The 11,723-nt window shown below is 70.6% G+C and carries 11 protein-coding genes; 8 read left to right on the plus strand and 3 right to left on the minus strand.

The window, feature by feature from the left end:
* The 3 genes from RWP81_RS08725 to RWP81_RS08735 all read right to left on the minus strand — a co-directional run.
* The coding region (locus tag RWP81_RS08725; protein WP_314454931.1) for a thioredoxin domain-containing protein at positions 1-471 on the minus strand (471 nt) is incomplete at its 3' end.
* Between the two features lie 10 nt (positions 472-481).
* The gene (locus tag RWP81_RS08730) at positions 482-1,318 is read right to left on the minus strand and encodes an aldo/keto reductase (RefSeq protein WP_314454934.1); all 837 of its coding nucleotides are present in this window, start codon (positions 1,316-1,318) and stop codon (positions 482-484) included.
* 52 nt (positions 1,319-1,370) lie between these two features.
* Complete coding sequence (locus RWP81_RS08735; RefSeq protein WP_314454937.1) at positions 1,371-2,756, minus strand: aminotransferase class I/II-fold pyridoxal phosphate-dependent enzyme; 1,386 nt, start codon at positions 2,754-2,756, stop codon at positions 1,371-1,373.
* A 129-nt stretch (positions 2,757-2,885) separates the two neighbouring features.
* Between RWP81_RS08735 and RWP81_RS08740 the strand changes: the two genes are divergently transcribed.
* From RWP81_RS08740 to RWP81_RS08775, 8 genes are all read left to right on the plus strand, one after another.
* Positions 2,886-3,734: a nitrilase-related carbon-nitrogen hydrolase gene (locus RWP81_RS08740; protein WP_314454940.1), complete on the plus strand. Its 849-nt coding sequence runs from the start codon at positions 2,886-2,888 to the stop codon at positions 3,732-3,734.
* A 1-nt stretch (position 3,735) separates the two neighbouring features.
* Positions 3,736-5,172 carry a dihydropyrimidinase gene (gene hydA, locus RWP81_RS08745; RefSeq protein WP_314454942.1) on the plus strand — a complete coding sequence of 479 codons (1,437 nt, stop codon included), beginning with the start codon at positions 3,736-3,738 and terminating at the stop codon, positions 5,170-5,172.
* Between the two features lie 11 nt (positions 5,173-5,183).
* Positions 5,184-6,230, plus strand: a complete 1,047-nt coding sequence (locus tag RWP81_RS08750; RefSeq protein WP_314454945.1) for a TIGR03842 family LLM class F420-dependent oxidoreductase — start codon at positions 5,184-5,186, stop codon at positions 6,228-6,230.
* Positions 6,231-6,237: 7 nt separating this feature from the next.
* Positions 6,238-7,224 carry an ABC transporter permease subunit gene (locus tag RWP81_RS08755; RefSeq protein WP_314454947.1) on the plus strand — a complete coding sequence of 329 codons (987 nt, stop codon included), beginning with the start codon at positions 6,238-6,240 and terminating at the stop codon, positions 7,222-7,224.
* Positions 7,221-8,027 (plus strand): ABC transporter ATP-binding protein, encoded by an 807-nt coding sequence (locus tag RWP81_RS08760; protein WP_314454950.1) that lies wholly within the window; start codon positions 7,221-7,223, stop codon positions 8,025-8,027. The genes RWP81_RS08755 and RWP81_RS08760 overlap by 4 nt, the downstream gene beginning before the upstream one ends.
* Before the next feature lie 109 nt (positions 8,028-8,136).
* Positions 8,137-8,913, plus strand: coding sequence for an ABC transporter permease subunit (locus tag RWP81_RS08765; protein WP_314454953.1), 777 nt, complete (start codon positions 8,137-8,139; stop codon positions 8,911-8,913).
* A 64-nt stretch (positions 8,914-8,977) separates the two neighbouring features.
* On the plus strand, positions 8,978-10,150 hold the full coding sequence (locus RWP81_RS08770) for an ABC transporter substrate-binding protein (protein ID WP_314454956.1): 1,173 nt from the start codon (positions 8,978-8,980) through the stop codon (positions 10,148-10,150).
* A 271-nt stretch (positions 10,151-10,421) separates the two neighbouring features.
* Positions 10,422-11,684, plus strand: a complete 1,263-nt coding sequence (locus RWP81_RS08775; RefSeq protein WP_314454959.1) for an LCP family protein — start codon at positions 10,422-10,424, stop codon at positions 11,682-11,684.
* The last annotated feature ends 39 nt before the right edge of the window (positions 11,685-11,723 follow it).

An 11,723-nucleotide genomic window follows, 5' to 3' on the forward strand; every position in this document is an offset into this window, starting at 1 on the left:
GGATGAGCCCGCGGCATCGACCTCGGTGCGGCGCTCGGTCCACGCCTCGCGCACCGCGGCCAGCACCTGGCGGAACGAGGGCTGCGGCGGGCGGGGTGTCGGCGGGAAGTACGTGCCGGCGTAGAACACGCGGCCCTCGGGGCTGGCGAACACCGTGAGCGGCCAGCCGAGGTGGGGAGTGAACGCGGACGCGGCGTCGAGGTAAGCGGCATCGACGTCGGGGTGCTCTTCGCGGTCGACCTTGATCGACACGAAACCCTCGTTGAGGATGCCGGCGGTCTCAGCGTCTTGGAAGGACTCCCGCGCCATCACATGGCACCAGTGGCAGGTGCTGTAACCGATCGAGACCATCACGGGGACGTCTCTCTCGGCCGCGAGCGCGAACGCCTCGGCCCCCCACGGGAACCACGCGACGGGGTTGTCGGCGTGGGCCCGCAGATAGGGGCTCGAGGCGTTCGCGAGGCGGTTCATGCGCTCCGGTTCACTCGACGTCGTCGGGGTGCGAGCCGACGCGGCCCGAACCGTCACCGGGGTCGACGGCGTCGATGGCGGCCATCTCGTCGGAGGTGAGCTCGAAGTCGAACAGGTCGAAGTTCTCTTCGAGGCGTTCGCGGCGCACCGACTTCGGGAACACGATGAAGCCGTGCTGGATGTGCCAGCGCAGCACCGCCTGGGCCGGCGACTTGCCGTGCGCCTCGGCGGCATCTTTCACCGCGGGCAGCTCGAACAGGTCGTACTTGCCCTGCCCGAGCGGGCCCCACGACTCGATGTGCATGTCGTGCTGCTGCCCCCACGCGGCGATCTCGCGCTGGCTGAGGGCGGGGTGCAGCTCGATCTGGTTGACCACGGGGGTCACGCCGGTTTCGGCGACGATGCGCTCGAGGTGCGGCACGAGGAAGTTCGAGACGCCGATCGAGCGGGTCTTGCCCGCCTCGCGGATCTCGATGAGCTTCTGCCACGCGTTGAGGTAGTTGTCGGCCTTGGGCGTCGGCCAGTGCACGAGGTACAGGTCGACGGCGTCGAGGCCGAGCTTCTCGAGGCTCTCGTCGATCGCGGCGTGCGGGTCGTCGCCGTCGTGGCGCGCGTTCCACAGCTTCGTGGTGACGAAGAGGTCGTCGCGGGAGAGGCCGCTGGAGGCGATCGCGCGGCCCACACCCTCTTCGTTCTTGTAGATCGCGGCGGTGTCGATGTGGCGGTAGCCGACCTCGAGGGCCTCGGACACGGCACGCTCGGCGTCGTCGGCGGGCACGAGGAACACGCCGTAGCCGAGCTGGGGGATGGAGTTTCCGTCGTTGAGCTGAACAGAAGGAACGGTCATGGCATCCACCCTAGGAGCCGCCTCCGACATCGGATCCGGGGGTTGACGGCCCCTACGACAGCGGAGGAGCGGATGCCGCCCGGGCGAGCGCGTCGGCGACGAGGCGCACGTTCTCGGTGACGGATCCCGCCGTCACGCGCACCCGCTGCTCGGCGGAGGCGTCGGCGACGAACGGCCCGCCCGCGGCCACCGCGATGCCCTCGGCGGCGAGGTGGACGACGGCCGCACGCTCGTCGCGGACGGGCAGCCACAGGTTGATGCCGTCGGGTGCGCCCACGTCGATGTCGAGGCGGCGAAGAGCCGCCGCCATACGGTCGAGCCGGTCGCGGTAGAGCAGGCGGGCGGTTCGGACGGGAGCGATCGAGCGGGGGTCGGTGAGCAGTTCGAGCAGCACCGCCTGCAGCAGCCTCGAGGTCCACCCGGGTCCCAGCATGCGACGGCGCACGATCCGCTCGACGATGCGGGCGGGCCCCCCGAGGGCCGCGATGCGGAGATCCGGGCCGTGCGACTTCGAGAACCCGCGCACGTGCACGACCTGCGCGGGGATCCACCGTGCGAGGGTCACCGCGGGGGCGGTGGCGATGAGGGCGGAATGGTCGTCTTCGATGACGGTCACCGCCCGCCCGCCCGGAACGGTGAGCAGCACGTCGGCCAGACGCCTCGCCCGCTCGACCGACATCGACACCCCGGTGGGGTTCTGCGCTCGCGTCTGCAGTACCAGCGTCGAGGGACGCTGCGCGAGCGCGCGCGCCAGGGAGGCGGGCAGGATGCCGTCGGCATCGCTCGCAAGCGGCATCGCGACGCCCCCGGTGGCCTCCACCAGGTCGAAGATGTACGGGAATCCCGGGGACTCCACCGCGACCCGGTCACCGAAGCGCACGACCTGCTCGACCGTGCGGGAGATACCGTCGAGCGCCCCGTCGACGACGGTGAGCGCCTCGACCGTCCGCACCGGCCAGTCCTCCACGAGGGCGTCGTGCAGCTCGGGGAGCACGGGAAGGTCGTGGTACCGGCCGGTGTCGGCGCGCGGACGTGCCCGCGAGAGTGCCCGCTCGAGCGAGGGCAGCATCGCCGGGTCGGGCGTGCCGAGCGAGAGATCGAGACGGATGCCGTGCGCGCCCCGCCCTCCGAGGCCGCTGGGCGCCGCGATGGGTGGACCCTCGCCCGCGGACATGCCGCGCACCCGCGGACTCAGCCACTCACGTCGCTCCGAGCGGACGAAGGTGCCGGAACGGCCCCGGGAGGTGACGACACCCGCGTGGGCGAGGGCGCGCCAGGCCGCCGCGATCGTCCCCGTGGACAGGCCGAGGTCGGCTGCCATCTGCCGCACGGTCGGAAGGCGCTCCCCCGGCACGAGCGTGCCGTCGGTGACCAGGCGGGCGATCTCCGCCGCCAGCCCCGCGGCGGAGCGGGACCCGAGGGCGCGGGGAGAGAGCATGCGGCTCCAATTAACGGCGAAGTCACCCGACGAAATCGTCGAGAAATGTTCAGGCGCGACAGTAACAGAACACCCCGCCAGAATGCGACCACCCGCATTCCCCCGCGGGGCAGAGATCGAGGAGGACCCATGACGACGGTGCGAGCGGCCATCACGCAGACCACGTGGACCGGTGACAAGGAATCGATGCTCGACAAGCACGAGCAGTTCGCCCGTGACGCGGCGGCGCGAGGAGCGGAGATCGTCTGCTTCCAGGAGCTGTTCTACGGCCCCTACTTCGGCATCACCCAGGACCAGAAGTACTACCGCTTCGCGGAGCCCGTCGACGGTCCGATCGTGCAGCGCTTCGCCGCCCTGGCCAAGGAGCTGGGCCTGGTCAGCGTGCTGCCCATCTACGAGGAGGCGCAGACCGGGGTGTACTACAACACCTCGGTGCTCGTCGACGCCGACGGCACCGTGCTCGGCAGCTATCGGAAGAACCACATCCCGCACCTCGACAAGTTCTGGGAGAAGTTCTACTTCCGTCCCGGCAACCTCGGCTACCCCGTCTTCGACACCGCCGTCGGCAAGGTGGGCATGTACATCTGCTACGACCGGCACTTCCCCGAGGGCTGGCGCGAGCTGGGCCTGAACGGCGCCCACATGGTGTTCAACCCCAACGCGACCAAGCCCGGTCTCTCGAACCGTCTGTGGGAGGTCGAGGGCCCGTGCGCCGCCGTCGCGAACGGTTACTTCGTGCTGCAGCCCAACCGCGTCGGCCGCGAGGACAACGAGTACGGCGAGGATGCCGTCACCTTCTACGGCACGAGCCAGGTCATCGATCCGCGGGGCAACCACGTCGGCGCGGTGGGCTCGGCCGAGCGCGAGGAGATCCTCATCCGCGACCTCGACATGGACCTCGTGCAGCAGATGCGCGACGACTGGCAGTTCTACCGCGACCGCCGTCCCGACACCTACGGCGAGATCGTGGAGGCCTGACATGGCCACCACCCTGCTCACGGGCGGCACCGTCGTGTCGGCGACGGGTCGCACCACAGCCGACGTGCTCCTGGACGGCGAGAGCATCGCCGCCGTGCTCGCGCCCGGGTCGACCCTGCTCGGCCACGACCTCGCGGCATCCGTCGACACCGTCATCGACGCCACCGGCAAGTACGTCATCCCGGGCGGGATCGACGCGCACACGCACATGCAGCTGCCCTTCGGCGGCACGAGCGCCTCGGACACGTTCGAGACCGGCACGCGCGCCGCCGCCTGGGGCGGCACGACCACGATCGTCGACTTCGCCGTGCAGCGCACGGGCGAGCGCGTTCAGGACGGCCTCGCCCACTGGCACGAGCTCGCCGCGGGCAACTGCGCGATCGACTACGGCTTCCACCAGATCGTCGGAGGGGTGGATGCCGACTCCCTCGCGGCCCTCCCCGGGCTCATCGACGAGGGCATCTCGAGCTTCAAGATGTTCATGGCCTACCCGGGCGTCTTCTACGCCGATGACGCGCAGATCCTCCGTGCCATGCAGGTGGCCGCCGACACGGGGCTCCTGACGATGATGCACGCCGAGAACGGTCCCGTGATCGACGTGCTCGCCGAGCAGCTGATCGAGAAGGGGAAGACCTCGCCGTACTTCCACGGCGTCGCCCGCGCCTGGCAGATGGAGGAGGAGGCCACCCACCGCGCGATCATGCTGTCGCACCTGACCGGCGCCCCGCTGTACGTCGTGCACGTCAGCGCGAAGCAGGCCGTCGAGCAGCTCGCCTGGGCGCGCGACAACGGCCAGAACGTGTTCGGCGAGACGTGCCCGCAGTACCTCTACCTGTCGCTCGAAGACCAGCTGGGCGCCACGAGCGAGGAGTGGGGAGACTTCGAGGGCGCGAAGTGGGTGTGCTCGACCCCGCTCCGCTCGAAGCACGAGGGCCACCAGCACCACATGTGGCAGGCCCTTCGCACCAACGACATCCAGATGGTGTCGACCGACCACTGCCCCTTTTGCATGAAGGACCAGAAGACCCTCGGTCAGGGCGACTTCCGCGCGATCCCCAACGGCATCGGCTCGGTCGAGCACCGTATGGATCTGATGTACCAGGGCGTGGTCACGGGGCAGATCACCCTCGAACGCTGGGTGGAGTTGACCAGCACCACACCGGCGCGCATGTTCGGCATGTACGGCAAGAAGGGCGTCATCGCTCCCGGCGCCGACGCCGACATCGTCGTGTACGACCCGGCCGGGCACACGTCCATCGGCGTGGACAAGACCCACCACATGAACATGGACCACTCCGCGTGGGAGGGCTTCGAGATCGACGGGCACGTCGACACGGTCATCTCGCGCGGCAAGGTCGTCGTCGACGACGGCGCCTACCTGGGCGCGCCGGGCGACGGCCGGTTCGTCAAGCGCGGTCTGAGCCAGTACCTGATCTGAGAGGAGACCCCATGGACTTCGGTGTCGTCCTGCAGACGAACCCCCCGGCCGCCCGCACGGTGCAGCTCTCGCAGCTCGCCGAGGCGCACGGCTTCAGCCACGTGTGGACCTTCGACTCGCACCTGCTGTGGCAGGAGCCGTACGTCATCCACTCGGCCATCCTCGCGGCGACCCGCCGGGTGACCGTCGGCCCGTTCGTGACCAACCCCGCGACCCGCGACTGGACGGTCACGGCATCCACGTTCGCCACCCTCAACGAGATGTACGGCAATCGCACGATCTGCGGCATCGGTCGCGGCGACTCGGCGGTGCGCGTCACCAACGGGCGCCCGACGACCCTCAAAGCGCTGCGCGAGTCGATCCACGTCATCCGCGAGCTCGGCAACTCCCGCGCCGTGGAGTACAACGGCGCGACGCTGCAGTTCCCCTGGAGCCGCGGGTCGGAGCTCGACGTGTGGGTCGCCGCGTACGGTCCGCTCGCACTGAAGCTCACCGGCGAGGTGGGCGACGGCTTCATTCTGCAGCTGGCCGACCTCGACATCGCCGAGTGGATGATCGCGACCGTCCGCAAGGCCGCCGAGAACGTGGGCCGCGACCCCGACGAGATCGCGTTCTGCGTCGCCGCCCCGATGTATATCGGCGAGGACACCCCCGAATCGCGCGCGCACATGATCGAGCAGTGCCGCTGGTTCGGCGGGATGGTCGGCAACCACGTCGCCGACATCGTGACCAAATACGGCCCTTCGACAGGCTCAGGGACCGAGGGAAAGGTTCCCGCCGCCCTCACCGACTACATCGCGGGGCGCACCGGATACGACTACAACTCGCACGGCAAGAGCAACAACGATCACGTCGACTTCGTGCCCGACGAGATCGTGGAGCGCTTCTGCGTGCTCGGCACCGCCGAGGAGCACATCACCAAGCTCGAGAAGCTCCGCGCCCTGGGCGTCACCCAGTTCGCGGGCTACCTGCAGCACGACAACAAAGAGGAGACCATGCGGGTCTACGGCGAGACCGTCATCCCCGCGCTCACTCCCCCGGTGACGGCGAAGCGGTGACACGACCGTGACCGACCAGGTGATCGCCCCCGGTACGGCGGCGCCCGTCGAGACGGCGGACGAGGGACGGATGCCGCGGGCTCCCGGCATCCGTTCCTCCCGTGCCCGCACCGCCGCGGTGCGAGCGGGATGGGGCATCGCCGGGATCGCGGTCGTCGTCGCCGCGTGGGAGTTGTACAAGACGTTCGGCCCCGCCGACGGCCTCACGGTCGGCAGCGACGGATCGGCCGGGTCCGGCGTCATCCTGCTCCCGCGCACGAACGACCGCGCCATGCCGCACGTGTGGGACATGATCACGCGCATGTTCGCACCGACGAGCGGCGGCGACACCCCGCCGCTGATCGTGTCCGTCGCGGGAGCGGCGGGGATGACGCTCGGCCTCGCCGCCCTCGGCTGGGTGATCGGCGTCGTGGTCGGCTCGCTCCTGGGCATCGCGATGCAGCGGTGGCGCCTGGTCGAGGCGGGACTGCTGCCGTGGATCGTGGTGAGCCAGATCGTTCCGCTCATCGCCTTCGCACCCGTGGTCAACGCGATCGGCACCCAGGTGGATCGCTCGGGCTTCCCCTGGCCGCCGTGGTTGTCGGTGGCGCTGATCGCGTCGTACCTGGCCTTCTTCCCCGTCGCGGTCGGCATGCTGCGCGGCCTCTCGGCGCCCGACGCCCTGCACCTCGACCTGATGCGCGCGAACTCGGCCGGCTGGGGGCAGACGCTCGTGCGACTGCGGTTGCCGACGGCCGTGCCTCACCTGTTGCCCGCGCTTCGCCTCGCCGCCGCGTCCGCGGTCGTCGGCGCCGTCGTCGCCGAGGTCTCGATCGGCCTCCGAGGCGGCATCGGACGCATGCTCATCCAGCTCGCCGGCCAGGCCTCATCCGACCCGGCCGCCCCCTGGGCCCCCACCTTCGGCACCGTCGTGATGGGACTCGTCGCCGCCGGCGGCGTCGCGCTCGTCGGGGTCGCTCTGCACCGTTTCCGTCGCGGGGAGGACACCGCATGACCACCCAGACCGTCACCGACCTCGCCGTCCGCGCCGCGGGCGTCGGCAAGGTGTTCCCCAGCGCCGGAGGCGAGGTGACCGCCCTCACCGGGGTCGAGCTCACCGTCGCCGCGGGAGAGTTCGTCTCGCTCATCGGACCCTCCGGCTGCGGCAAGTCCACGCTGCTGCGGCTCATCGCCGACCTCGACAGCCCCACCGGCGGCGAACTGACGCTCTACGGCAAGTCGGCGCGCCAGGCGCGACTCGACCAGGACTACGGCATCGCCTTCCAGCAGGCGGCGCTGCTGCCGTGGCTGACGGTGGCGGCGAACATCGCCCTCCCTCTCGACCTGCACAAGTGGCCGCGCGCCCGCCGCGACGCCCGCGTGACGGAGCTCGCCGAACTCGTCGGGCTCACCGACTTCATCGGCCGCTACCCCGACCAGCTCTCCGGCGGCATGCAGCAGCGCGTCGCCATCGCCCGCTCCCTCGCCGCGCAGCCCCGGCTGCTGCTGATGGACGAGCCGTTCGGCGCGCTCGACGAGATGACCCGCGAGCGGCTGCAGTCCGAACTCGCGCGCATCGCCGCCGAGACCGGAGCCGCCGTGGTGTTCGTGACGCACTCCATCCCCGAGGCGGTGTTCCTGTCCGACCGCGTCGTCGTGATGAGCCCTCGGCCGGGGCGCATCACCGACGTGGTCGACACCCGCCCCGGCCGCGAGCGCGACGACGACCTGCGCGAGTCGCCGGAGTTCTTCGCCCGGGTCACGGCCGTCCGCGAAGCGCTGCACGGAGCCCCCGTCCAGCGGGCGAACGAACGATGAGCGGGGTCCGGCGCGCGGCGCGCCCGCGGGTGGCATCCGGGATCCCCCGACGGACCACGGATGCCGAGACCCGGCGCTCCGTGGCATCCCTCCCCGTGGGAGGTCGGCGATGAACGCCACTCCCCTGCCCGGCTGGGCGCGTCTGGCCGCCCCCGTCGTCGTGGGGCTCGCGGGACTGCTCGCCTGGTTTGCGTTCGTCGCCTCGGGCAGCGCACCGCGGATGCTGCCCGATCCGATCGCGGTCGCGACCGAGCTCGTCGAGCGCTTCCCCCTGGTGTGGGAGGCGGCCGGCATCACCGGCACGAACGCCCTCGTGGGGCTGCTCGCCGGAACCGTCGTCGCCGTGCTGCTCGCCGCCCTCGCCGCGACCTGGCGGCCGGTCGACGGCATGACCGCACCGCTGGTCGCAGCCCTCGCGGTGGTGCCGATCGTCGCGCTCACCCCGATCCTCAACACCATGTTCGGAGCGTCCAGCCAGTTCGGACGCCAGGCCGTCGCCGCGATCGCGGCTTTCGTACCCGTTTTCGTCAACACCCTCCGCGGACTCCGTCAGACACGCCCGGTGCAACGCGACCTGTTCCGGGCCACCGCTGCCACCGGCGGACAGACGTTCCTGCGACTGACCCTTCCCACCGCGCTGCCGTACCTGCTCACGGGCGTGCGGGTCGCGGCATCCCTCGCCGTCATCTCCGCCCTGGTCGCGGAGTACTTCGGCGGCCCCGCCGACGGCATCGGCACCGCTATCGCCACATACGCCAAGTCGGGCCGCGCGGCCCTCGCCTGGGCGTTCGTGGGCGGAGGCATCGCGATCGGTCTCGTCTTCTTCGTCGTCACCGCCCTGCTCGAACGCGTCGTCGCGAAACGGCTCGGCGCCCTGCGCCCGTGACCGTGGCGGCACCGGGAACCTGCACCACCCGACACCCGCTCCACCCGAACCGGAAGGATCTTCCATGAGACACAGCACCCGTCGCGCCCTCGGCGCGATCGCGGGGGTCGCGGCCGCGGCCCTCACTCTCTCGGCCTGCTCGGGCGGCGGTTCCGAACCCGCGGCATCCGACGGAGACGTCACTCCCCTGACCTCGGTGAAGCTGCAGCTGCAGTGGCTGCCGCAGGCGCAGTTCGCGGGCTACTACGTCGCCCTCGATCAGGGCTACTTCCAGGAGGAGGGCTTCGACGACGTCGAGGTGCTCCCCTCGGGCGGCGACATCGTGCCGCAGGACGCCCTCGTCGCGGGCGACGTCGACTTCGCCGTCGCGTGGGTTCCCAAGGTGCTCGGCACGCTCGAGAACCAGGGCGTCGAACTCACCGACATCGCGCAGGTGTTCCAGAAGTCGGGCACCACCCAGGTGTCGTGGAAGGACTCCGGCATCACCGGCGTCGACGACTTCGAGGGCAAGCGCATCGGCTCGTGGGGCTTCGGCAACGAGTGGGAGATCTTCGCCGCGATGGCCGACCAGGGCCTCGACGCCTCGACCGTGCAGATCACGACGCAGGACTTCTCGATGAATGCACTGCTGGACCGCGATGTGGATGCCGCTCAGGCGATGACCTACAACGAGCTCGCGCAGCTGTTCGAGACGGTGAACCCCGCCACCGGGAACCTGTACACGATGGACGACGTCGACGTGATCTCGTACGAGGACACCGCCGGAGCCATGCTGCAGGACGCCATCTGGGCCGACACGCAGCGACTGGCCGACGACCCCGCCTACGCCGATGCCGCGAAGCGCTTCCTCAAAGCCGTCGTCAAGGGCTGGGTGTACGCCCGCGACAACCCCACCGAGGCGGCCGAGATCACCTACGCCGCGGCGACCGCGCCGGGTGTCGACGCCTTCCCCGTGGGCCCCACGCACCAGCTGTGGCAGATGAACGAGGTCAACAAGCTCATCTGGACGGGTGGAGAGTTCGGCATGATCGACTCCGCCGCGTGGGACCAGACGGTCGAGGGCGCTCTGAAGGCCGTCAACCAGGACGGCCTCAACCTCATCACCGAGGAGCCGGGCGACTCGGCGTACTCGAACGACTACATCGAGGACGCGCTCTCCGAGCTGAAGGACGAGGGCATCACCGTCGACGGTGAGTACACGCCGATCGAGGTGACGCTGACCGAGGGCGGCAAGTAGCGCCGACAGACGGTGGGGCGGTCTCTTCCCGGGGCCGCCCCACCGTCGTGTCTGCGCGACAGTGGGGCCGCCCCGCGGTCGTGTCTGCGCGACAGGGGGGCCGCCCCGCGGTCGCGCGTGCGCGGCGATGCGGTCACCTCGGGCGGTCGGCGCGCCGTCGTGTCGCCTCCGGCACCCCTCGCGAGGGGCGCACTCCTCGACCGCCGAGGCGGGCGCCGCGCGGACGACCCCGCACCGAGCCGCCCCCGGCCGACCGTGGTTGACTACCCCCATGCCCGTCACCCCTCCGGCCCATCACGCAGAGCGCCGCCCCGACTCGGGTGTGCGGCGCGGTCTGAAGCTGGCGGCGATCGCTCTGGCCGTCCTCGTGGTGGCATCCGTGGCCGTCAGCGGGTTCTACGCGTGGTCGCTCACCCAGCGCCTGCAGGAGGCCGCGGTGCCGCTTCCGGACGCGCCCTCCGAGCCCCCCGCCCTGAGCGCCTACTCGGGTCCCTTCGCGGTGCTGGTGGTCGGAACCGACGAGTGCGACGACGTCGTCGCCGGAGCGTTCGGCGACCGCTGCTCCGACCCCGAGAACGCCGGCACCCGCAACGACGTCAACATGCTCGTCCACGTCTCCGCCGACCCCCGACGCGTCACCGTCGTGTCGTTCCCGCGCGATCTGCAGATCGAGATCCCGGAGTGCACGGCCGAAGACGGCAGCACGTTCGCGGGCGCCTTCAAGGCGTCGATCAACACCGCCTACGAAGCCGGCGGGCTGACCTGCGTCGCCGAGACGGTGTCGGAGCTGAGCGGCCAGAGCATCCCGTTCGCGGCGAAGGTCAGCTTCGGCAACGTCGTCAACATCACGGATGCCATCGGCGGCGTGGAGGTCTGCATCGGCGGCGACGGCATCGACGACCCCGATGCCGGCATCCAGTGGGCGGCCGGTCCCCGCGTGGTGAAGGGTTTCGACGCGCTGGCGTTCCTGCGCACACGCAAGGGCATCGGCGACGAGAGCGATCTCGCCCGCATCGGCAACCAGCAGCAGTACCTCTCGCGTCTGCTGAACAAGCTGCGCAGCGACGAGGTGCTGTCGAACCCCGGAACCCTCCTCGGACTCGCCAACACGGCCGTGAACAACATCACGCCGAGCGAGAGCCTCGCCGATCCGGTACGGATCGCCCAGCTCGCCTACACGCTGAAAGACGTGCCCTTCGACGACATCACGTTCGTGCAATACCCGGTCGACGACGATCCCGACGACAGCAACCGCGTCGTCCCCTCCCTCGAGTCCGCCGCCGTACTGTGGGACGCCCTCGACCGCAACGCGCCGATCGCCCTCACCGGCGACCTCGGTTCGAACGAGGGCGTGATCGCCGACCCGTCGGCGCCGACCGAGGCACCGTCCGAGCCGTCGACCGAGCCGAGCGCGCCCACCCCGAGCGCCACGGATGCCGCCGGCGCCACGCCCGCGCCCGACGTGGTGGAACTGCCCTCCAACGTCAACGGCTCCAAGGCCACGCAGGCCACCTGCTCCCGCGGGAACGGCTGAGGTCGGGCGGCGGCGTCCCCGACGTCAGCGATCTGCGCA

The organism is uncultured Microbacterium sp. (assembly GCF_963521695.1).
Taxonomy (GTDB): domain Bacteria; phylum Actinomycetota; class Actinomycetes; order Actinomycetales; family Microbacteriaceae; genus Microbacterium.

Bases quoted from the DNA above. Each gene is read 5' to 3' on its own strand.
- RWP81_RS08730 (WP_314454934.1), bottom strand. From the start codon at position 1,318: ATGACCGTTCCTTCTGTTCAGCTCAACGACGGAAACTCCATCCCCCAG.
- RWP81_RS08735 (WP_314454937.1), bottom strand. From the start codon at position 2,756: ATGCTCTCTCCCCGCGCCCTCGGGTCCCGCTCCGCCGCGGGGCTGGCG.
- RWP81_RS08740 (WP_314454940.1), top strand. From the start codon at position 2,886: ATGACGACGGTGCGAGCGGCCATCACGCAGACCACGTGGACCGGTGAC.
- hydA (WP_314454942.1), top strand. From the start codon at position 3,736: ATGGCCACCACCCTGCTCACGGGCGGCACCGTCGTGTCGGCGACGGGT.
- RWP81_RS08750 (WP_314454945.1), top strand. From the start codon at position 5,184: ATGGACTTCGGTGTCGTCCTGCAGACGAACCCCCCGGCCGCCCGCACG.
- RWP81_RS08760 (WP_314454950.1), top strand. From the start codon at position 7,221: ATGACCACCCAGACCGTCACCGACCTCGCCGTCCGCGCCGCGGGCGTC.
- RWP81_RS08765 (WP_314454953.1), top strand. From the start codon at position 8,137: ATGAACGCCACTCCCCTGCCCGGCTGGGCGCGTCTGGCCGCCCCCGTC.
- RWP81_RS08770 (WP_314454956.1), top strand. From the start codon at position 8,978: ATGAGACACAGCACCCGTCGCGCCCTCGGCGCGATCGCGGGGGTCGCG.
- RWP81_RS08775 (WP_314454959.1), top strand. From the start codon at position 10,422: ATGCCCGTCACCCCTCCGGCCCATCACGCAGAGCGCCGCCCCGACTCG.